15 protein-coding genes are annotated in these 23,508 nt (G+C 53.2%); all 15 read right to left on the bottom strand.

Going from position 1 to position 23,508, the window contains the following annotated elements; translation table 11 throughout:
- Positions 1–2 precede the first annotated feature (2 nt).
- Positions 3–1,418 carry a tetratricopeptide repeat protein gene (locus CWI75_RS08175; RefSeq protein ID WP_101520961.1) on the bottom strand — a complete coding sequence of 472 codons (1,416 nt, stop codon included), beginning with the start codon at positions 1,416–1,418 and terminating at the stop codon, positions 3–5.
- Complete coding sequence (locus CWI75_RS08170; protein ID WP_206604664.1) at positions 1,418–4,255, bottom strand: ATP-dependent DNA helicase; 2,838 nt, start codon at positions 4,253–4,255, stop codon at positions 1,418–1,420. The genes CWI75_RS08175 and CWI75_RS08170 overlap by 1 nt, the downstream gene beginning before the upstream one ends.
- An 83-nt stretch (positions 4,256–4,338) precedes the next feature.
- A complete protein-coding gene (gene brxL / locus CWI75_RS08165) occupies positions 4,339–6,390 on the bottom strand; it encodes a protease Lon-related BREX system protein BrxL (protein ID WP_101520960.1) in 2,052 nt (683 codons plus the stop codon).
- Positions 6,390–8,723, bottom strand: a complete 2,334-nt coding sequence (gene pglZ / locus CWI75_RS08160) for a BREX-1 system phosphatase PglZ type B (protein WP_101520959.1) — start codon at positions 8,721–8,723, stop codon at positions 6,390–6,392. Before pglZ ends, brxL begins: the two co-directional genes overlap by 1 nt.
- Positions 8,707–9,471 (bottom strand): hypothetical protein, encoded by a 765-nt coding sequence (locus CWI75_RS08155; RefSeq protein ID WP_101520958.1) that lies wholly within the window; start codon positions 9,469–9,471, stop codon positions 8,707–8,709. The genes pglZ and CWI75_RS08155 overlap by 17 nt, the downstream gene beginning before the upstream one ends.
- Positions 9,465–10,415, bottom strand: a complete 951-nt coding sequence (locus tag CWI75_RS08150; protein WP_146003566.1) for a hypothetical protein — start codon at positions 10,413–10,415, stop codon at positions 9,465–9,467. The genes CWI75_RS08155 and CWI75_RS08150 overlap by 7 nt, the downstream gene beginning before the upstream one ends.
- A 151-nt stretch (positions 10,416–10,566) precedes the next feature.
- A complete protein-coding gene (locus CWI75_RS08145; RefSeq protein WP_101520956.1) occupies positions 10,567–14,031 on the bottom strand; it encodes an Eco57I restriction-modification methylase domain-containing protein in 3,465 nt (1,154 codons plus the stop codon).
- Positions 14,032–14,084: 53 nt separating this feature from the next.
- A complete protein-coding gene (brxC, locus tag CWI75_RS08140) occupies positions 14,085–17,540 on the bottom strand; it encodes a BREX system P-loop protein BrxC (RefSeq protein ID WP_101520955.1) in 3,456 nt (1,151 codons plus the stop codon).
- A gap of 33 nt (positions 17,541–17,573) precedes the next feature.
- A complete protein-coding gene (locus CWI75_RS08135) occupies positions 17,574–18,122 on the bottom strand; it encodes a BREX protein BrxB domain-containing protein (protein ID WP_101520954.1) in 549 nt (182 codons plus the stop codon).
- Positions 18,115–18,891 carry a hypothetical protein gene (locus CWI75_RS08130; protein WP_101520953.1) on the bottom strand — a complete coding sequence of 259 codons (777 nt, stop codon included), beginning with the start codon at positions 18,889–18,891 and terminating at the stop codon, positions 18,115–18,117. Before CWI75_RS08130 ends, CWI75_RS08135 begins: the two co-directional genes overlap by 8 nt.
- Positions 18,892–18,910: 19 nt before the next feature.
- Positions 18,911–19,135 carry a helix-turn-helix domain-containing protein gene (locus tag CWI75_RS08125; protein WP_338152696.1) on the bottom strand — a complete coding sequence of 75 codons (225 nt, stop codon included), beginning with the start codon at positions 19,133–19,135 and terminating at the stop codon, positions 18,911–18,913.
- A gap of 605 nt (positions 19,136–19,740) precedes the next feature.
- Positions 19,741–20,454, bottom strand: coding sequence for a hypothetical protein (locus tag CWI75_RS08120; RefSeq protein ID WP_146003565.1), 714 nt, complete (start codon positions 20,452–20,454; stop codon positions 19,741–19,743).
- A gap of 236 nt (positions 20,455–20,690) precedes the next feature.
- Positions 20,691–22,388 carry a DUF2326 domain-containing protein gene (locus CWI75_RS08115; RefSeq protein WP_101520951.1) on the bottom strand — a complete coding sequence of 566 codons (1,698 nt, stop codon included), beginning with the start codon at positions 22,386–22,388 and terminating at the stop codon, positions 20,691–20,693.
- Entirely contained in the window at positions 22,379–22,609 is a 231-nt protein-coding gene (locus tag CWI75_RS08110) for an ABC-three component system middle component 6 (RefSeq protein WP_101520950.1), read from the bottom strand. Before CWI75_RS08110 ends, CWI75_RS08115 begins: the two co-directional genes overlap by 10 nt.
- Complete coding sequence (locus CWI75_RS08105; RefSeq protein ID WP_146003564.1) at positions 22,606–23,421, bottom strand: ABC-three component system protein; 816 nt, start codon at positions 23,419–23,421, stop codon at positions 22,606–22,608. The genes CWI75_RS08110 and CWI75_RS08105 overlap by 4 nt, the downstream gene beginning before the upstream one ends.
- Between the last annotated feature and the right edge of the window lie 87 nt (positions 23,422–23,508).

Raw genomic sequence — 23,508 nt, 5'->3', positions numbered from 1 at the left:
CGTTACGAAGCAGGCCGGATCCGTAGCGCCTTCCAGCCGTATTGAGACTTCTTATTGTCGTAGCTCCGGTATCTAAGCACGTCTATACTATCCCCATCTTTGCATTCATGAATTAGATGCGCAGGTACAAAGGTATCGCCCACAAAGCCAAAACCCTTATCTGTAACCCGTAGCGCATCGGTAGTAGAACTAACACCCTGAAGGTCAACTGGCTCGCTCGATTTCGCAGCTAGAACCACTTTCCTATCTCCATCCTCACCCAACTGCACCTCAAGATAATCCCCCAGAGAAGGATTGCTCCCTTTCGACATAATGCGGAGGGGCAGCGAAACTTCTTCCCCTGGCGCCAGGTACAGATGGAGCCCCTTTCCATTCTTGTGTAAATTAATAACTAAGCCATGAGCGACATGCACCCCGTCATACAAGTATTGCGGAGCACTCGCCGCCCTATCGCGAAGAAAAGGCAGGAGAGCTCCAGAATCAACATTCGGATCGTACCAGTCCGCCGAGGTTAGCTGTTCGAAATTGGGTTTAATCCGCCAACCATTCGTTTCATAACATTCAATAGCACGTTTTACGCACTTCGATGCTGCATCAAAGAATTTCTCTTGCGCGAGCAACTTCGCGATCGCAGCCAGCTGAGGTAAAATAAAGGTATCTTCGTGGGCAGAGAGTATGCCTTGAGCATATAAGGAAATCGCTGCTTCATTACTTTCCTTACGATAGGTTGCCGCTAATGCGCCCCATGCCCAAGACTCAGTCTGCTTGTTTCGCAGCACTGGCAGTACAAGATCCCTTGCCTCATCCAACTCTCCAACCGCGATAAGGCATTTAGCTTCATCATAATCCAACCATATTTTGTTCTGCTGATCCTTTACCCGACTGCGAACCGCCGCAAGAAAAGTTCGAAGATCACTAATCTCAATTTGCCGAACCTCTTCGGACACTAACCAGGCTTTGGTCACTTTCCGTCCGAAATTCAGCATCAAGCTCGGCGACTCGCCTTTCTCGCCTGGATAAGGCTCTTCGTCACCAGACTCGAAAAGTGATCCATTGTGCACAAATAGAAGCAGTATGAGTTTTGGCAAAAACTCGAGGTTCTTCTGAAACACCAGCAATAGCGTTCGGTATTCGAATCCACCGGTGGGAATATTCAACCAAACGATCCAGTCGGTTAAGAAGTTAATACGGTCCAGCTCGCCCTGGTTTGGCTGCATGTTGCCGTTATTGCCCTCGGCTCGCTGCTTGATGGGTGCCTGCACCTGCTTTAAATAGTCATAACAAACCCAAAAAAACGAGCCCTTCAAATAAGCATCTTGAGGGTTCTCCTGGACTGCAGGACAGCCTACTTCCCAAGCCTCGGCCAAATTACCTGCCTTGCGCAGGTTCGTGATTACTCGAAACAGTGGCTCCTCCATCAGACCAGACCTTCTGTAATCACCTGCATCATCTGGCCCGTTAGCACTTGAGAAGTACTTAGACTCTTGACGGGGTTACAATGCGCAAACTGTTTTTTGCCGTTGTAATATATATCGACGACGGCAAGGCCAGTCTCATCGCGAAACTTATACCTTTGGCAGTATTGCTGCTCCTCTACTCCCGAAACTTCGACGCCAATGCTCTCCATGGCACCTAGCACTCGCTGATGAAACGCGTTCAGAAAATCTTCTGCAAATATAATTTCTCTTGATGCCATCTGATCGTCATCTAAAGTTGGGATGACTCCCTGCAATGGCGAAAGCACATCAAACAAGTGGCCACCCAAATCCGATGGCTGAGGCAACTTCACGAATGTAATTTTCCGCTTCCCGTTATAGCTAATATTAATTCGAGCGACCTCTGCGCCTTTCGAGAAAATATAGGATTCTTGGAATTGCTGGTGCTGAATTTCACTAATCACAATATTACTATTGCATATTTTCGATTGAACAAGGCCCAATATGGCATCTAGAAACTTATTACCTGAGCGAAGTCCGGCCTCGATCATAACATCGCCATCACAGTGATCTTCGTGCGAATCTGCTTTGCTATTTGACGATGTCGATGCGGGTTCCGGAATCGTTTTTTTAGTGACTGAATTAGACCCTAGGTCACCCGGACTAGCCGTGCTTCGAATATTACCTCCAATTTTAATGTGTGGAGGGTCTAGGACATAGAGACATTTCGCCGCTCTGGTCATCGCTGTATATAGCCATCTAAAGTATTCCGCACTCAATTGAGCTTGGTGTGTCTTACACTTTACAAAGACGTTGTTCCATTCACTGCCCTGCGCTTTATGACAGGTGATTGCATAACCAAACTTGAGACGAAGTGCGTTAAAGTAAGGGTCACATTGTAGCTTTTCTTTGAATTCAAGGCTTTTCCGCTTGAGTCCCTGGTTACGGATGCAAAAATCCAAATAAAGCGCTTTGTTTTCATCCGACGAAAGATTTGGATCATCTGAATAAAGCAGGTTTTCAACGATCTTGGCCTCGAACCAATGCGGCCGACCGTCGAGATCCTTGAATCCAATTTCAACATCGCGGAAACAAAGTGTTATCTGGGTATTCTCTATCTCCCCGGTCTCTTTCGATTTGCGCTTCAAAGAGATCTGCCGCTCTTCCCTTCCCCCCAAGACCTGGCGTATCAAACCAAAATCGCCGTTGGAAATGAACAGCCCATATCTACCACTGTTAGAAACGGACATAACTTTATCGCCAGGAGCGACGTCGATCATTTTCGGAAAGAAATGCTCTCGAATACGGCGATTGTAAGCTGCGACATCAGCGTTGGAGTGTGCGATGACAATAGATTCTGCGTTAATTTTCCCACCACAAGTCCGCAGGTACTCAGAAAGCAGATGCTCGTATTCAACGTGATACACGTCTGCAGAATCAATATCGATATCAAGTTGATTGAATACTGACTTTTCAAGTGAATCGCGCAGCATCTGGGCGTTGCTCATAATGCCGCTGCCGGCTTTCTGTCGAACAACCTCGCGCAACTCGTACCCAGTGCTATTGAGGCCATATTCGCTCGATAGGTATTTACTGCTCAGAGCCGGAGAAAAATTCATTCCCACTGGTGGCAGCTGTGCATCGTCGCCTATAAATATTACTTTCTTTCTATGGTCATTGTGGTCGAGATTCACAAACTTCAAAAAGTCTCGCAAAAGATGTCCGGAGCCAAAACGAAAGAATTCTGCTTCGTTGTAGATATCAGACACCATCGAAGACTCATCAACAATATAGATCGTATCGACCGATTGCTCATTAACCGCTAACTTTGCGTAAAACTTATACGTTTCAGAGCCATCCAGATCGTCGTCTCTGTATTCTGCAATATCCTTAAAGGAATAGATTGTCTTGTGGATTGTGTGTGCTTCGCTACCTGTTTTATACGCAATAACCTTTGCAGCTTTACCCGTTGGTGCCGCCAAGATATAGTTGCGGCGAATAGCACGAAAATACTGTGTTAATCCCTTGGTGATGAAGGTCTTACCTGTCCCCGCATAACCCTTAAGTAAAAAGACGTTTTCGTCGGTTGAGGTCAAGAACTTATCTAAACGGCCTACCAGTTCTGCTTGCCCAAGAGTCAAATCATATTCTGCGAAGACATCCACCATGTTGATTTTTCTTCGCGTTTCTTCGGCTTGAAAATCAATGGATGCGATGGCCACTGCGCTGCCTAATCTGAGCGACTCGACCTTATCGACGTCTATAGCCCCATCTAACTGATTGAGGCGAAGCTGAGCCTCCTCGAGCTGGCGCTGTAAGTCGGCGAGCTCTTGCTGTGTTTGTATGAGCGAGCTTTCTACCGCTTCGCGTTGATCGATACTTTGGCGATCATCCGCAGAGTCGCCAATCTCTCGAGGCGCAAGATACTCCGGCAGCGTACTTACTTCCCCCCCATGGTAGGAACAGAATATCCACGCGCCGAGGAAAAACCCCTCTTTGATAACGTCCAGGGCGTCCTCGACACCTACTTTGTCGGCGTGGGCCGCTTTATTTCCCTTCATTCGAATCAGATGAAGCTTATCAACCACACATTCTTCAACCACCCTTACAAAATCGGCGTTATCAATCTTCTCAAAGAGAGTTATGGCACCGTAAGTTGGCAGTCCCAGCTCTTCATAGATAAAAGCTACGAACTTTTCAGCGAAGCACCGCATCTTGACGATCGCGCTCTGTGGGTCAGCATAAGCAAAGTTTTCTGCACAACGCCCGTATTCACTAAGACTTGGCTGGAATTGTTCTAGAAATTTGAAGTTCGACACTCCCATGTTAGTCCTTGCCCCTATTAATTGAATTTTATTTTCCTGGATCTGCCTCTGACCAGCCATTCGAGCGTCGCGCTGCGTTACTCCACCAAAGCTTTCAACATCGCATCCCGCGCATCAGCGTAGAACTGCAAATCTACTTTGGTCGCCATATCATCTGACAAGTCAAACAGCTGCCTTCTACAACTGACGGGGAGCAAAACTACCTGGGCGCCTTTCTCCACCGCCAATTCGACAACATTCACCGCGTTCATGACTGGTTCGAGAGAGCCGCCCAGGTTGATCTCTCCCACCATGATCAACCCACCACGTATGGGTTTCTTTAACATTCCGCTGCACATAGCCACCAACGCTGGGACACCCAGCTTCGCGCCACGCTTCGAGGCGTCGAAGGCACGTAGCTGAACCGTAAATTCGTGGGAGCGCGGGTCACGGTCGCCCACCAATTGGCCGGCACGGGTGTAGAGGTTTTGCTCCGCGTAGCGGACAGACTCTCGAAAAGCGGGCGGAACAGGATTATTCAGAATTTTCACCCCGCTGCCCGGCCCCTCATTCACTTCGATGCGATACAGTCCCGCATTATCATCAACATCCGCCCCCCCCTCGCTGATCGCCCACACCTGGCCAGGTTCCAGTGGGTCGGTGCCGATGGAGTTGTCCGCCTGCAGCTCCGGTGTGGATACGAATTGCTCCACCCCATCGTCGCCCATAATGTAGCTAAAGTGTGTGTTACGAAACTCAGCCGAGCCAATGCGCTTCTGCTGCTCCTTGACTCTACGGCGCACTTCCAGCGCCTGGCGGACAGCCCACTCCAGGTCTTCGCTGCTGACGTCTGACTCCATCCCCGGATAGAGCAGTTTCAATAGTCCCGACACGGTCTTATTAACGCCGTTGACGTCCCGGCCACTCAGCGCGCCGCCAAAATGCACCCGGCCCTGCAGGGTACTCACCCGGCTTTGGCTGCGCAGCCGGCTGAGGCACTCGGACAGGAAGTCGCTCACCAGGCCGAAGTGGTCGGTGAGCACGTCCTTGTTCATCTTGGGCACATTCCAGCCAGGCAGATAGCAATGGATACGATCCATCCAGGCGGTGTCGTCGCGCATTTCCGCCGGCAACGGTCCAAACAGATGGCCGATACGCTGCTGGTGCGCCACGTCGACTTCAAAGTTGCCGACGAAGACCAGGGAACCGTCGCCGCGGATGCTCTCCTTGCCCCGGCTGAATTCACCGGATTCCATGTAGCCCTTCATGATGTTGACGCCATCCTTGGAGTCGAAGGAAATACCGCTGACCTCGTCGAAGCAAACCACGTCGTACTGACATACTAGGCCGCGCTTTCCAGAGGAGTTGTCAACGAACATCTTGGCCACGGTTGCCTTGCCACCGGAAATCAGGTGCGCATAAGGCGACACCTGCTGGAACAGGTGGCTCTTACCGGTGCCTCTGGGACCCAATTCCACCAGGTTATAGTTACGCTCGACAAAGGGCACCATGCGCAACAGCATCGCGTTCTTGGCGTCGTCGGTTAGCTGTTCAGGCTCAAGCCCGATGGAGCGCAGCAGGAGATCCTTCCACTCCTCGGTGCTGAATCGCTTGCGCGCCTCGGCCATCACATCAAGCACGTTGCGTTTGGATAACTGAATCGGCTTCAGGACGAAAATACCGAACGGGTTGCCAACTTTCTCCTCGGCAATCATCGAATCATATTCAAGGGTGATCTCGGCGTAGAAGCCGCCCGTCAACAAGCGCTCGTTTTCATCGACGATCTTATCGGGGATGCGGACCTTGGTGAGGCGCAGGCTCGGCAGCGTGGCCAGGTAGCCATTATCCTTCTCGCTGAACCTGACGCTCACCATGTCGATGAGTTTGACCGTTCCTTCCTTGTAGGCGTTGGCCTTGAACAGCTCTTCTTCACCGGCCTTGACGGTGCGTGAGGAGAGTTGCCGCTGGACGATCTCCAGGCCCTCCTTGATCTCCTCCTCGTCGATGGTGGCGCAATAGCGCCCGAGCATGAACTCCACGACGTAAGTAGGCACCGGGAACTGCCGGCTAAACTGGCGCACCAGGTCCTTGCGCACGATATAGCCCTCGAACGCCTCCGCTGCGCTCCTGTCGAGTTGGTCCAGCTCCATCAGTCATCTCCTCCTACCGTGGTGGAGGCCTTGGCCACCACACTACCCACCGCGTCCACCACAACGATCACTGCGGCCAATCCTTCATGGCTATCATCTTCTACCATCAGCCTAATCGCGGCGCCCTCAATGGCGTGCGGGGTGACCAGCGAGGTGGCCCCGTCGGCTACCTTAGTGCGCATGTCCACGACCAAGCCCTCTCCCGCGGCCTTCACGGTTACTCTGCACACCAAGCCTCTCCACTGGATATTCTCGATGGTAGCGGAGGCCGCCTGTTTGGTGTCGTTGATAATGCGGATGACGGGCACCAGGCATTCCTGCAGACTCACACCGCCGTGTGCATAAGCCCTGCCAGCGATAAATGACCGGATGCCCGGGGGATAATGAATCGGCGTCCCGGTGTTCCAGTGCCACGGCAACGTTAACCCGTCAACTTTTACCCCCTGCTTGAGCTGCGCGCAGCGCCCCCAACGGCTTTCCACCGCCTGCTTGGGTAAGTCATACTTGGGCATCTTACCGGGCACAAGCAGCCAGCCATGATCGGTAACGATGCGAATCCGCTGCCAGCCACTTTGCATCAGTGTCTGAATGCGCTCCACCACTCCATCCAGTATCGCTGGTATGCGCCCAGGCAGCTTGAGTTCGCTAGCGTGTCCCTCCTTGTCGATATCCCCACAGGCGACCCAGGCAAGGCCTTGTGGGTCGCCTGTCTCGTCCTCCCCCAAATATTGCCAGCCCTGTAGAGCAAGCAGCTTTTTGAATCGATCATGGGTCAGCCCGCCCTGTCCCTGCACGCTGGGCTGGAAGTCCTTATCGCTATCCTCACCTACCAGGTGTTGATGGACCGGGCTTACCGCAGCCTTGGCAGTCGCCGTTACCGACGGTAGAGCTGACCAGTGAGTACGCAGTTCGGCGCCAATGTTCGCGTTGCCTAGTAATTCGACCAGCGCATGGGCCACGTCGAGCCGCAACCCATCGATGAAGAACACCACCTCGCCATCCGCCTGGTATTCGGCCACCGCCTCGCTGACTTCGCCGTGACCAGGATAGCCCTTGGTTTGCACCAGCTTTTGAAAGCGCTCGTTGAGGTCCGCCAACCAGGGCTGATACACAAGGTGTAGAATATCCTCGGCCAATTTACGCTGCTGGCCGGACTGACACCCCGCCAGGCAGCTGAGCACCGCGGCATCCACGCACCAGCCGTTTTCGGCGTAATGCTGACCCATCTCCTCCGGTGTCAGGCCGGCAAAGGCCGATTGCGTCAACCCCGCGACCTCGGCCAAGCCGCCGAGTAATAGCGCCATTGGGGATTGCCCCAACGAGGCCCAGAGCCACGCACGCCTGTGGCCATGTGAGCATTCCAGCTCAAGCAACTTTGCGCGAAGCTTGTCCGGCGACAGTGTCGTGAGTTTCTGCAACTCTTGCAGCAAGCTTGTTTCTTCGTCGGCATTGACCGAAGGGTAAGCTTCTCGGTCCGCCAACAAGTCCGGCAGCGGAACTCGGGCCAGTAAAATAGCCAGATCCGCATACTGGCCGGGGCTTTCGCAATACCGGTCCCAGACCTGCTGCCACTTGCCTTCACGGGCACACAAGCGTTCGGCGGCCGTGATTTCGCCGTCGCGCTCAATATCCAGGCCAAAGGCCGGCTTGATTTCCGCCCGGAGCGCGTTCCAGTGATTGCCCTCCCAGCCGGCACGGGCAGCGGTGGGTGCATTCATCCAGGTCAGCAGATCGCGAATCGGGTCACTGCTCAACAGCGCATTGAAATCACTGGCCTCCAACCGCCTGCCCTCAAGGGATGAGGCAGGCTCCACCAGCAGTTGCGCCAGCCCGGCCAGCATCGCCTTTTGTGTGCTGGCATCCTTGGCGACATCCAATCCCAGCCCCATGCTACCTGAGGTAAGAAAGGCGTTAACGGTCAGGTCCTTGCCATTGATCTGGCCGAATACCGCGCCGCGAAATTGCAACTCCGCCAACGGCTTGATCGCGTCCGGCGTCTGCTCGATGGCGCGTAGGTCCGAGCGCGAAATGCCGGGCAGGTAGATCACGGGCACCTGCCCTTCCGGAACCTCAACCGCCGGCAACGTACCGGCGATCACGCAGCGCAGCCAAATCGCCGGGCCGGTACGTCGGTCCGGATCATAGCCGCCAAACACGAATAGCTCGGGCAGAGCCTGCAGCAACTGCGGTAACGCTGGCAGCCACTGCGACTCCTTATCTGTCCACAATAGCGCGGCGGGAGCCACCTGGGCGTTGGCGTTGAAGTTACCCGCCTGGCGGACGATGTGAACGAGTTTTTGCAGTACCGCGGTCATCTCATCGCTCCAGAGCATAGACACCGACCAGGGTAGCCAACACCTGGGCCAGCGATTGTTGGCGAATGCCGAAGTCTTCGATATTCAACCCCGCCTCGCGGGGCATGGCCTCAACGAATTCCTTCAGGTCCCTCTGAATCGGGACGGAAACCTTCACCCTATCGCCTCGCGGCAACAGGCCATAAAGCCGAAAAATATCGCCGCGGTGCTTCCTTATATCCCGACTATCCACGGCTTCTCCAGCGACTTTGCGTTGGCTAAGATCGAGCCAAGCCCGCACCTTGAAAGGAATGATGTACTCCACTCCCAAGATGGGTACGCCGTCGATTTCCCGACGACCCCGCTGGATACACTGGTAGTAGTCATCGTCAAGCAGGATGGCGGAGAGACTGTTGACCGCGTCCTCGGCGGGAATGGACGTCAGGTGAGAATCCAACGCAATATCGAGACCCTCCGGCGAACGCGAGAAAAGCTCTAACATTGAGGGAAATTCACGGCTGGCCGGTTTGCTGAAACGGTAGAACTGCCGCTTGCCATCTCCGCGCTGACGGATTTCGTAGCCGCCTTCTTCCACAAAGGCCCAGAATGCATCCACGAACGCCGGTGACAGCGCTTCCACGCAGAGCACGATGTCCAGATCCTTGGTGGCTCGGAATGCCAGGCCCGCCTCGTCCATTAACACATCGCAGGCGCTACCACCGATCAGTACATAACTGCCTGAGTACTGTGCAAACCGCTCAGTGAATAGTTTCAGCCCCCTTACCACTCGACACCTCTCAACAAGTCATCCATGGCCATCTCTATGCGCTCATCCCTGTTGCCCTGCAGGCTCAACCATAGGGAGAGTCGATCCACCCAAGGCGCGTCTTGCACTAGCCGTGGGCTGTAGCGCCACAATTCCACGCACAGGCTACCCTCCCAACGCTCCGGCACCTCGTCCAACTGCAGCAGCGCCTTCTGCCCCGGCCAGTCCTTGGAGTTCACCGCTACGGTGGGATGGCGGGGCTCGGCCATCATGGTGTAATGGGCCAGCGCGCTCTCGCCCGCCGCAGGTGCGGAAAGCACAGACGGGGTGCCATTAACCCAGACCCGCTTGCGTAGTGGGCTGCTCAGCATAGTTCTCGCCTTTTCCCACAACGTCCGTCCTTCATAGATAAAAGCCGTATGTTTTTCGCGGCCCACGCGCTCCACTTCAGCCAGTTCAGACTCGGCAAGCTCCGTAGTAGCGCGCACCAGCGTCATGGCGCTATACCCCAATTGCTCAGCCAGGTAACCCGATGGCGCCGCGGAAAACCCGGGCTGCAAGATTTCCCGCAACACCAGAATCTGGGCCACAGCCCCCAGACGTCGGGCCTTACTCCTGGTCGGTGCAAACTGCTCGCGTAAATCGATTCCTAAGGGCGGCAAATACATCTGCTTGCCGGGCACCACGAATGGGACCTTTTGTTCGATAAGGCGCTGGCGCTCGTACGAGGTCACAGCCGCCGCGACGTAGACGACAGGGCCGCTTTCAGAGCGACGGACTGCCTCCATATGTTTGCGGATAACCGATGGTGTCTCCATGTCATCGCCCCGCTGCAACATCAGCAGGCAGTCGACTTGGGCGATGTCCATAAGTGCGAATTCGTAGCGCTCCTGCAGGTAAGGGGGTAGCCCTCCTGCGTGCTGCCAGGGTACAGGCCAACCCGCATCTCCCAGAACGCGCTTCAAGTAAGATTCCGTGGACGCGAGTAACTTTCCCATGCCTGCCCAGTTAATAACGTGTTGGTCGCACAATAACATTCGTTATGATATTGTGCAAAATTTATGTTAGTTAGTTATTCTTAACTATCAATACGTTATAAATATTCCACCCCAACGACTACGCCTCCCTTGCCACCTTTTTATCGGCCAGGGACAGATGGTGGTCGTTGATTCGCGCGCCCTCACCCTCGCCGTATTCCAGGCCTAAACTGTACCAAGGGGCTGACACCATATCCTTGCCCCGGTCCTTGTTCCAGTTGATGTTGGGCTTGGCGCGCAAGATACCGGCGCCTTTCTTACCCACGTCTTCCACCGACAGAAAGGGGCGTATGTTCAGGCGCACACCGTCGTTCAGGTCCGGGGTCCAGCCGACGGGCTGTTCTTCCAGCGGCTTCCAGCGGACGAAGATGTCGTAAGGGGCCTCACCCTCGAGAATTTGCTCCAGCCGGCGCTTCAGGCCCTCCGCTGCGGCAAGGCGAACGCCGGCCCCGTCTATGCCCTCAGCCTTATCGTGCTTCTGAGTTCGTATCCAGTCGTCGAGATAGGTATAGATCAGACGCTCCAGGTTCTTGCGGTCCAGATGGTGATAATTGACCAGCGCGGAAAAGCCATCCTTGAGACCGTCCCACACATGCCATATAAACGGCCGGTGCTGGAACGACTTGCAGTGTTGCTCGAAGAACTTTTCCCGCAACCAGAAATCGATGGACTTGTTCTTGCAGTCTGTTGACTCCAACAATCTGTCGCGAACGGAGAGAGACCACTGTTCGCCGTAAGCGGCTTGCAATAGCGCTTCCAAGCGCTGATCGGCAGGCTGCTCGCCACGCACGGCAGGGATGCAGACGATGCCATCATCATCGGCATAGTGTGACAGTGCCTCGCAGCGAGTAACCCATTCGCGCTGTTCGTCAGCCAGTTCGATGCTGGCGTCCAGCTCGACGGGCCAGCGATAGCCAAGCAGGCGGGAAACGGCAACTTGGAGCACACCGTCATCGGTTCGTGGCAGGCCCTGAGCGGTCCACTTTTTCTCCTCATCCCAGACTACCGAACCACAGGGATGGCCGTGAAAAATCCATTGAGTGGAATCATTGGTGTAAGGTTTAGGCAGGCCGTTGGGGTATTCCTCTTCGGCGACTTTGGCCCAGTGGTCGAGGTCGAATGGGACCTGCGCGACTAATTCACGAGTGACATTGAGCTTTTGATTTATTCTCCGTAAATCCTCGTTAAATGCTGGCGAAAAACAGTAGCAAGCGAAGGCGGGAAGATTATCATCACTATTTGGGATAATAGTGTATGTATTATCGTCATAAAACTCTCCGCAATAAATCGATGCCGGCAAGTGTCTCATTTTCGCAAAGGCTATGCCCTTCCGATTCCAAGCATCACGACCTCGAACGCCAAATTCGCTAATTCCTTGACGCTCAATTTCATCTATTGAAAGGCAAACTTCGGCTTTACCACAATAAGTATGATTGCCACTTGGCGAAGACTCCATTAATTGCCAGTGACCGTGGATGGGAAAATAAATTTCCCAAAAGTTTCTTGTAACACGAGAGGTTTGACCTGGTTTTGAACCGTACCCAACAAGTGCATATTCACCCAAAGCAGGCGCATTGCTCAACTCTTCAAAGAGAATTGCCGCATCCGGATTCTCCAATTGCTTTGCCTGTTCAACGCTCTTGATTTCCGCAGTCAGCAACTGCGCCGCTTTGTCGGCGGCGGTTCGGGGCTCGGATACATCCACACCGCGAATCCGGTTGCCGTTACCGGTATCACCAAACAGCCCGCCCGATTCTTTTGTTGAATTGCCACGGCTAAGGCTGATCAAGATGGCCTTCACCACCTCGCCACTGATGGTTTCAAAGGCTCCTGGACCCAACCGGGCAATCAAATGCCAGGTATCGTTCTTCAGTAGTTTCTCGCGGAATTTCCTGTAGCTGGTCAGGAAGAGCCAGTTCTGAGGTAGCACAACGCTGGAGGTGCCCCCCTGTACGCAGAGCTCCAGACAACGTTCCAAAAATACAGTAGCAAGATCATTCTTTGCGGCTGGATAGTGCGTTTCGCAGAAATCCCGCAACCGCTCGTTCTGCTTACCGCGAGCCAGATACGGCACGTTGGTAATCACCCATTCATAGCGCCCAGCAAGTAAGGTTGCGGCCTTTGCCAGTCCCTGGGCAACAACAGCGACTTCCTGTTGCTCCTCACTTTGCTCCTGCTTCAACGCCTGCTCCAGCGCGCCGGACAGCTCATCCCACTGCACCAGCTTGGCGGCATCGGTTTTCGCGGGATTGAGCAGGCTGCCCAGCACTGGCGCATCCTTGAAGGTGTCGTGCATCCAGTCGAGGGCGATGGGGAGGTTCTTTTTGCCCCCGCCTAAATGAGAGCCAAGCTGTTTCCATTCCTCTTTCGCCACACTCACCGACAAACCGGAACACGCAACATTCAATTCCGGCAACACGCGGAAGCCGCCAGCGTTCGGGTATTTCCATGCGGTCAGCGCCAGGGCAAAGGCGGCCAGCTCCACGCAGCGCTGGTCCAACTCCAGGCCATGGATGTTTTCCCGCAGCACCGCGTCCACCGCTTCCTTGGCCGGGAGACCGTCGCGCTCCATGCGCATCGGCACCAGCATCAGGAAGGCCGCCACCAGGAAGTGGCCCGAGCCGCAGCAGGGGTCGAGGGTTTCCAGGTCGGCGAGTTGCTCCGGCCAGCCGTCGAAGGTTCCGGCCGCCGGTGTCCAACGCTTATGGCCAGACTCGCCTTCCTGCTGCACAAAGCGCAGATAGTCGAGCGGCGCACCGGGTATGGCCGCCTTCCGGCGGAGTTCTTCTTCGCTGCTGGCGTTTTCAAGGTCGGCGCCGCTGAGCCGCCTCGCCGCCCACCAGGCGCCCAGGGAATTGTCGAGCAGGAAGCTGACCATGTAGGGCTCGGTGAACAGCTGGGTGACGGCAGGTAGCTCCCGTGCGCCGATCTTGACCTCGGAGGCATTGACCTCGTCCTTCTTCTTGGACTGCCAGAACTGGTAGACCCAGCCCAGAGCGTCAGAGGCGAGAAATGTAGCCTCATCCAGGGAGGCCAGCAGGTCCTCAAGTTGCTTCTGGTCGTTGGGCGCAAAGTTAAGCTCGAAGGCCGGCGAATCCACCCGGAATATCTGCGGCAGCATCTTGGAGGCGTAGCGAGAAGCGTATTGCCAGCCTTGGCTGCGATCACCGGTTTCCTCTTCGGCGAGGTCGAAGCAATCGTCGATGCTGAGTGGCGTCACGCCGTCTTCATAGATCAGCAGATGACTCTCCGCCAGGAAGCGAGCGAACAGCATGCGATGCCAGTGTTCGTAGGCAATCTCCGTGGCCAGCTGGTCGATAGCCTGCACACCGTCCGGTTTACGGCGGTCGCCCAATTGCCTGCCGTGAGCCCGCAACCGATTGCGCAACTTGCGATCGGCAGCGGAGAGATAGCCGGCCGCCGATTTTTCGCCGACCGCGAGTCGCTCCAGCTCCGTGCGGGCGGCGCCCTCTGCAATGTCTCGAGCCTTAACGACCACCGATTCGAGCTTGCGGCGCAGATCCTTGGGTAATGCTGATTCCATCCGACTTATTCTCCCTTCAAGCCAAGTACTGTTTTGCGGGCGTCTTCACCACCCTAGACGATGACCGGACCCTGCTGCAGTTTGGCGAGCAGTTCCTCCCGGGCGTCCTGCAACCACTTTTCCACTGCGGCCTCATCCTCCAATGTGCGCCGTGGCAGTTGCGCCCTCACCGACTTGGGCATCAGCAGCCTGGAGGCATCCTCCCGGATCATGTCGAATTTTCTTTCCAGGGCCGCCGTCCTTTCGCTCCAATGTTCCAGGCTGCACTGATCCAGGGAATCAAGCACCTCGTCCGCGTTGTTCAAGCTGGGCTGGGTCGGAGCGGTGATACTGCGGCTCTGCAGGAGTTCCTCTTGCTTGACGCTATCCAGCTTGCACCAATTGATATCGGTTTCGATCTCGCTCAAGGCCTTTTCGTAGGTGTCCTTGTAGGTATTGAAGCGGTGCTGGATGGCATTGCGCAGGCTTTCGGTTGTTGAAGCGACCAACTCGACCACGGGGTCAGGCTGTTCGAGCAGGCGACGGCCGCTCTCGATGGCATCGACCTCCTTGGCCAGTTCCGGGTGGAAGGACAGACCCCGGCTGACCGCGACCAGGCCTTTCAGCTTGCTCCAGTTGGAGATGCGCTCACTAATAGCCGCCTCCCGTTGCTGCCATTGAACGATGGCCTGGCGCAACTCGTCTGCGTATTGGTACAATTTCAGCATACGGCTGTTGCCAGCCTCCCCCGCAATCTCCTCTATAAGGCTGAGGTCGGGCCGCGCCGGGCGCGGGGCTTCCCCGCTGGCACGGCCGGCGAGGTCGCGTGCGAATTGCAGGAACTCGTTGAGCTTGGCGTCCTCCTCCCCGGGGTTACAGCCCACAAATTCGACCAGGAACTTGCGCACCGCGATCTTCTGGACCGTCGACATGGTGACGTTTTCGACCTCAAAATGGGTTTGGGTGATCTGTTTGCGCTCCAAACCCTTGGCGTCCACGGGCGCGTTCGCGGCGGTGCGAGCCTTGAGGTGCCCTGCGGCAAGCAGCGCGTAGAGAGCGCCGTCAATGGCATCCTGGGGCCAGCCGAAGGGTGCGTTCATAAAATGTTCGCGGATGTCGCTGCCACGTTTGCCTGAGCCGATATAGCGCGCTACGGCCGCGCACACAGGTTGTTTTTCAATATCACCGTTGTAATCGATGGCGTTAAGGGCCGTTTCGCCGCCGGCTTTGCGCGCGTTTTCAACGACCTTGCCCCAGCGCTCGTCATCGGCGATGTCGAACTGCTTGTACAGACGCAGCAGTGCTTTTTTGGCACCCTGATCGAGCTTGTCCCGCAAGTCGTCGCCATCGATTTCCTCGCCGCCGGAAATGAATACGCGCACGCCCGCGAAGATCTCCTTAACCAAGGTGTCACGGCTGGTGGCCGCAGCCGACAAGCGGGTTTCCATAGCCTGACGGGCATCCTTACCTTCGGCGGAACTGGGGCCACCGCGAATGTTCAAAGTTGCATCCGCCGCTTTGATCGTGGTGATCACCTGTTGCAACTCATCCCGGTTACGGGCGGGAACGTAAACGTAGAGCGTTCCGTGCTTGTTATCGTCCGCCCGGGCTTCGGCAATCAGGCTCTGCTCCGTCATCCCCCAGCCGTTACGTACCGCCGCGTAAAACTGCTTGTTGGCTTCCGGGGGCACGACCGGGTCGAAGCTGAGCGTCATTTTGCGCGGTTCCTTGCTTTTGCCCTGGGACAAGCGCAACTGATTGGTCACCTCGCGGACCTTTTGGGCCAGCAGGTCGTCGCGCTCGGTCTCGATGCGCAGCGGATTGCCGGCGATGCCCGCCTCCTGCTGCCGGTATGTTTCATACCACTGACTGCTTTCCTGGGTTTGAAGGCGGTATTCCTTGCTGCCGCCGACGTCCAGCGCCATAACCAGGCCCGCCTGAGCCAGGGCGTCTAGCTGTGCGGTAACCTGCTTGCGCAGCAGGTCCGACCCAGCGGTGAGGTCCTCCACCAATAGATCGGAGAGTATTTCGGGGGTGGCCCGGATACCGGCATCGGCAACGGCATCGGTGGGCAGCTTGCCGATCAGGAATATCAGGGCCAGGAGCCGGGATTGCAGCTGTTGATCGTCGTTCCCCGCAGCGAGCCTTTCGATCGTCTCGTGTACGTCCTTGGAAATCACCGCGGTTTGCAGCAAGGTGATTGCGAGCTGATCGAAGATAAAATCGGCGGCCACCACGTGGCCTAGTTCCTGGCTAGCCGTCACCTTGGTAGCTTCGTGGATAACCTTCAATTGGCTACGGAGCTGAGCCACCGTGCCCGTGGTATCGATGATGCGCAGCACCCGCTCCCAGAAGCGGCGGCGAACGGGGAGGATGGGGTAATCCGCCACCATGACGGCCTCATCATCCTTGGTGTACTGGATTTTGGTGCCCTGAAGGTGGCGTGAGATTTCGCCCAGGTTCTCCTCCAGCACAGCCTCAACAGCCGTCTTCGCAGAGGACTTCTTCTGCAGGATAACCTTGCGGATCACCGATTCGACGTCAGCGTCGGAGAGCTGGACCGGGATTTGGAACCGCCCCAGCAGCTTGGTGAGCACGGCCACGCCCGTCAGCGCACTCTGGCCGGTGGCGACGAACAGCAACTTGCCGGTGAAGTGTTTACAGCAGGTCTCCACTGCTTCCTGAACCTGGTAGGCACGGTCGGAATTGCCCCCGATGTACTGCTGAACCTCATCCAGCACCACCAGGGTGAGGGGGAACTTGCCATCGACGGACAGGGCGTCGCGGATAGCCGTTACCATCTCGTCGTTGGTAACGTCGTCTACACGTTTGTATTCGGCGCGCAACAGGTCTCGCACCTCCTGCTCGCCGCTGGCCAGCTCGGGATCGACCTTCAACAGCGCCTTGTGGATCAGCTTGGACATGAAAAGGCTATTCAATTCCGACTGCCAGCTCTTGCCGGCGGCTTCCACCTCAGCTTTCACGCCGTCGTGGATGCCTTGTTTTTTTAGCCACATTACGAAGCGGGCGATGTGGTAGAGTTCGGGCAGTCCGGCCGACTTGAAGACAATGCCCAGCAAGGCAGGACGGACCCGGTCGCTGGAGCCCTGACCCAGGGTGCCCGAGGCCGCGTGCAGGCCCCCAGCTTTCTTGCCTTCCGTGGATAGGCGCTTGAGCAAGTCGCTAACTTCCTGCGGCAACTGCGCCAGACCGCGGGCCGTCATGCCGCCGCCGAGATCGAAGTCTGTCCATAGCACGCGCAGCATCTTCGCCAGGTGTGACTTACCCGAGCCGAAGAAGCCACTGATCCAGACGCCCTTCTGCTCCCGGTCCTGCTCGGCGTTGGCCAGGAAAGCGTCCAGGATAGACTCCATTCCCTTGGCGTACTCGCCGTCACAGACGAAGGTCTCCAGCTCGTAGCGCAGCGTCTCCAGGGCCTGGGTGGAGAAATCGTCCTTAACCTCCGCCACACCGTTGTTGGCGATACGGTTGGCTACCGGGTCCTTGGCGTAAATTTCAGCATTCTTCATGCTTGGAGCTCCTGGTTATTCTTTGATCAATCGTTACAGCGTATCCGCCGCCGTGATGGGTACCGCCTGGTAGTTCCAGCCCGGGCGGGCGTCCAGCAGGCGGTAGTTGTTCTGGTGATACTCGCCGGGGAAAAACACCAGCAGCCTGCCTGGAATATTGTTGGCAATGGCATTCACTACCTCGGAGGTATGACTGAACCCGTAGAGGCTGGCGACACCCTGGATGGCAACCACGGTGTTCTCGTCGGCCTCAGCGAGGACCGCATTGAGCTTAGCGACGACGGTGGCAGTGAAGTCGGCGAGGATATCCTGCAAATCCTCGGGGGATTCGAAGTAACCTTCTCGATATTCCTGCCCGGCCATCCACTGGGCAAAGTCATCGGTAATGTCCACCTGCAACCAATTGTGACCAGCGCTTTTGGTAGCGATTTCGAATTCCTGTACCTGATAGCGAATGCGCAGCTCCTCGGCTTTCTCATAAACCACGAAGATGACGCGTTGAATGCCCGCCAGACCCGGCTGCCAGGGCAGTTCGATGTGGCGTTGGTAGCTCTGGATTAGTCGGGCGATACGGCTACTCATAACGCCATTGCTCCTCTTCCGGGGTCAAAAAACCGGGGAAACGGACTTCCGTGACGCCCCCGGACTGCCGGTAATCAATAATGCCGCGCTGGGCGGCGATGACTGCCAGCTCCTCCAACTGGTCCTGGCCGCGGCCCAGCAGCGCGGTCCAACGGCTCTGGAACAGTCGCTCTCCCGTAGCGCCCTCCAGGTAAGCCTGGAATAGCGCAAATACCAGGTTGGTGTAGGCCACCTCGGGCCGCACGCGGATTTTGCGGGTCTTGCCTCGGAGAACCCCGGCCTGGGTCCAACTGCCGTTGATATTCTGAGCGAAGGATTTGAGCGAGGCGGGACTGAAACGATCTGGGTCCGGACCACTCAATAAATCTTCGACCTCAGGTCGAGTCACGGCCTCTCCGATGGGTGTTTCCACAATGTGATGCTGAGCAAGCCGAAGGAGTGGATCACGGGTCAGGGCCATCTGCAGTGCGAGCAGCGGCTGGCCGGGTGGCTCCAGCGGCCACAGCTTCCGGAAAACGCGAAACAGTGGAATTTCGGGGCTAAGGCCATACAGATCGAGCAAGTGACGGTAGGTGAGATTGCGAGCTTTGGTTGTTGGCTTATTGAGCAGGTTGTGGTCGCACACGTCTGCCTGGTATTGCTCCCTGGTGGCGTCGAGCGGTGTTATTTGAAAGAGGATTACCAGTTCGGCAAGCATCATGCTACGAGCCGAGTGGGCGCCACTCTGGCCGAACTTGAACCCTAGCTTCTCTAAAGACTGAATCGACATGTGTTATTTGCGGCCTTCCTTATTGGGATTCTGGATCGGGCTTTTCTTCTTGCGCCTTGATCCAGCCATCGAGCTCACCTTTTCTGAACCTCCAGGAAGAACCCACTCGAAAGGCTGGAACCTTCTTCTCGATCGCCAGACGGTAGATAGTCCGCTCATTTACTTTCAGAAACTCAGCAACTTCTTTAACGGTTAATATTTGATCGCTCATCGCATCGAGCACCCTGACATCAAGTTCGATCATGTGTCGGGATAGTACATTCAATTACATCCTGTGCCTATGGTGCCCCCGGATTCGGATTTTAAATTCACTCAATCATAACCGAGTTCAATAGTTCCAGGCGCCCCACCACTCTGGAATTTGCGTACATGCTTAGACTACCGACCATACTTCATTTTGATAGCGTGTACGGATGCACAGGTCGCCTTTTCAAGCACATTAAGATGGCGGCCTCACCCTAGCAGTTCGAACAAGTGTTGTGCCGGTAAGCAGGTGCGCTCGAGTCACTGCCAAGCGCTGCGGGTAGTGGCCTGGGCGCAGTGCGATGCCCCTACCGGTATTCACAGCGCTCTTTATCCGGGGCAACCAACCCGGGAGAAGCCCGAATTGTCTCAAACGCTCTCAATTCGTGCCTCGGCAGGCCGCGTCGCAGGTGGTGCCACTGGCACCATAAGCCCGTCAGGGTACCACTGGTTAAAAACCCCGCCATAAGTTGACCGGGTTTATTGTGACAGTCGCATTATCGGTTGTTCTATAATGTGCCAGGAGCGGACGTTTGTTAACACAGCTTTTAAGTAGCGAATTAACAGTTTATATTAGGCCTCGGAAACACAAGACTGATGACCTTTTTAGCCATTGTCATTCAGTCTGGACGGACGAATTCTTTCCAAAATACTGGGACGAAGCCTATCAACAATCTCATTGAAGGTGCTTTGAAACCAAGAGGCTATCCACGGCGATAACCATATTTCATGGATTAGGCTATCCAAGCTGACTGGTATTTGAACTATTTTTTGCCCCCCAAAATTAGTGGACGGCGGTATTAGAAACAACCTAACTTCGTGTTCGTAAGAGTACCCCGCATACTTCGTTCCAATTAGTTGCTCATCGTCCAACTGGACCATGTAGTCAAAAGCCTTTCCGCGGGTTGGCGTATGGTACCTTACTCTGCCCGAGACGATGTCAAACCTCGATGAAGGGAAGGATTTAATCAAATCTTGGTAATTAGTCTTGATCGCGACGCCTGGATTATTCCCGCCCAAGTATACTTTCCAAAGGCCGAACGACTCGTTCTTTTGCGCCGACCAAGAGCTAACAAAAGCTGATTCCTTTAGGCTTTTGCAGCGCTGATCAAACTCGGTCTGTTTCAGCTCATTTCCGCTTGCATGTTGATCAAGAGAAATCCAGTCAAATAATAACTCGTTCTTATCCGTAAAATTGTCTGCTCGATTGAAAACGAGATGCTCATTCAGAATTAAATCAAAGAACTTATCAACACCCATGTATCGCCAGACTGTGGCGTTCCATGAGGGCTGCGCTAACGATTTAGATTTTTTCACCATGTTTTACCCCTACTGGCTAGCAACAATTAGCCCCGTAGCAAACTTAATGCCACTAATCTTATTCCTTGTGCGATAACGCTTATACCTGTGAGTTGTGTGCTCCTGCCGAGCTTACTCAATCCGGCCAGGAGCGGACGTTAACGCCAGTCATCGCCGGTGGCAGAACCGCAGCGAAGAGGAGGTTTTCGCATGTGTTGAATGGACTTGTTATGCGCATCTACGGTAATCAATATATCTCAGACTTTGAATAGCTTATCAGACTGAGATAACGATAGTATTTCGTATTGTGAAGTGGCCACATCAGTAGGCAACTTATCTTTAAGAACCGAGAGAACATATTGACAGTTCATATTCTCAACAACATCAATCAGAATGCTCGATATTTGATTATCGTGAATGTTCTCAATTTGGTCTTGTAGGACAAAGTGTAGACATTTTATTCCCATATGATCTGCGAACTTTATGTAAGCCAAATCAAAAGCAGCAGTCTCACCCTTCTTCTTTCCCGTCCCTGGGTTTCCGATAAGATTTGAAATGTTGAGCTCATAGCCCTTTTCGTTTTTATCCGCACTTAAGACAAATTTTTCACCGTACAAATCGTTAGACATTTTCGAAAAGAATTTATTGAATATAGATACTCTCTCCTGAATTTTCTCATCCAAAGAGTCAATACCCTTATCGAGCTTTTCGAGCTCAGAGCAAATCGAAGAAAGCTTTTCAGTGGTGCTGTCCCAGAGTCTCTTTTGCTCCTCTATGGTTCCCTTTGCCTCATAGCAACTATTTAACCTAACGACTAAATCTTGGAATTCTTCCATCGCACCAGATTTTTTCAGGCGCTCAGAAATATCTTCCTCTGATAGCAAAAGTTCAGACATCCTAACGGAAAGAGCGCCTATTTCGGATTCCAATACCGGCAACTCCTTCTCAATAAACTTCTGCTTCTCCAAAATCATACCGTTATGGAACTTTAGCGTATCATTAAATGATCTTTGAATTTCAGGAAGTAATGCCTTTGCCTCGTCATACAAGTAATGAATCCTTTCAACGTCTAGGTTAGAGACTTCTTTTTCTAACTCATCCACACTTTCCTCAATTAAAGATTTTCTCATTCGAAGTCGTGATATCCGCGTAGAAAAACGATTAATTTCTGATTTCACTTTATTTAACTCGTCGAAATCTTCCAAATAACTATCGTTTACAATAAATTTTTCTTTCAACTCTTCTAAAGATTCTATTTCAGAATCTATAACAAGTAACGATTGCTCAATCTGAGATATAGTGTTTTCTTTCTTTAACCTTATTTGAAGGTTCTCCTCGATCTTCCTTTGCGAGAAGAGAGATTGCTTTCTGTCTGCGACATCCAGCTCTATGCCAAGCCAAAAAAGATACAGCGCCTCATACTCTTCTGCTTTTGAGTATGCATCTAAAACCTTTATTGTATTAACCAGCCGATTCTTTTCATCTCGAATATTCTTGGCCTTAATCTGTTTAAACGTGGGCTTCGCTATATTAGTCTGGAATATTTCAGGCTTCAGATTCTCAGGAAAATCCCTTGATTTTACTCTTTCTCCGTTCACCTCAACAATCTTTTGCGAGCGCTTCAAGAAATTGCGTTTGATCGTTATTTCTCGAGAGGCTCTAACATCTAAATCCTCCTTTAGCACCAGAGTCACACAGATATTATTTTCAGTTAAAAATTCCTCGATCTTACTGTTAGATTTTGAATTAAACTCGGGATCCTTATAAATATTCTTACCACTGCTCCCAAGACAATAATCAATCAAGCGCAAAACCGTCGTCTTGCCAACATTGTTTCCTGATTCCTTTTTGCGCTCAGTGGATGTTTCGTCAATAATGAGATTTATACCTTTCCGGAAATGTATATCTCTTATAGTGACTGATTCATTCTCTATCATCAGGCGCTTTAAAAACACTTTTTTATAACCCCTTTTTCACCATCTATAGCGCCCAATAAAAACAACCAATCCAAAGTCAAGGCATATACGTCCATTGATATCTCATGGTCAGCACGAAGCTCCTCGAAAAGGGAAAAGAAAGGGATTTCATCGCCCCCATGTTGACGGATGCCATCAATAACAATTGCTCCCCAGTAATAAATTTTCCTCTCGGGGTGAATATCCTTTCCAAGTATCATTTTTTTGGCGGCTCCTCTAGAATCTTACACCGCATAAAAGCATCAACCATGATAATCGATAGACCAAAAACTATATCGTCTTGATTAATTGAGGTGTTTGTTTCGCAAGTCGCAAGAAGCTCATCTTCAACATCTTCAATAATGCTATCAGCGTTGTTCTGGATAATTTCTAGCCTGTTTTCCGATACGCCTACATAGGAACCTAGAACTTTCAAATATATTCTGCGTATATTCCTTAATAGCTTCTCTTTTTTGAAAGAACCTTGCAATTCAAGCTCTGAGTAAAGGGCTGATATTTTTGGATAAAAAACCTTATACTCATTAATTAATTCAACATTTCTCACCAAACAATTGTGGGATATCTTATCTTCGATATTAAAGACATCAATCTCTGAGCCGTTCTCATCGAATGTATCAAGGTCGAGTGACGCAATAGCGTTTATGACCTGTGATAATGGCGAATAATTAGGCTTCTTTAGCGACTCCATCTTTTCATGATGGTCTTTTTTCCATTGCTGAAGAATTTCCACTGAATATTTCGCTTCATTGTCTTTGTTATCAATGATGTTATGGCATTCATCACACATAAGTATTAGATTGCTAAAGTGCCTTCGCTCATCATCATTCTTTTTTTCATTGAAACGAGGACCTTCCTCGCTTGCAGCTTCAATATGGCAAATCTTACTAACTATGGTTTCACCATCTCTTGCAACCAATTTTCTGTCACAGCCTGGGAAAGAGCAGAGATTTCCTGATAATGTATCCAGCCTTCTCACGTGAGACGGTCGATATTTTCTTGCCTTGTCACCCATGCGTTCCCCAGGCTGAAATGGTTTTTAATTTTTTAAAGGTGCCAAAATGACAACTGCTATCAGTGCACTACATATGCGATATATTAC

The organism is Kineobactrum sediminis (assembly GCF_002868715.1).
Taxonomy (GTDB): Bacteria; Pseudomonadota; Gammaproteobacteria; order Pseudomonadales; family Halieaceae; genus Kineobactrum; species Kineobactrum sediminis.
The sequence above is the reverse complement of the archived record's forward strand: the minus strand, read 5'-3'. Positions and strand labels throughout refer to the sequence as shown.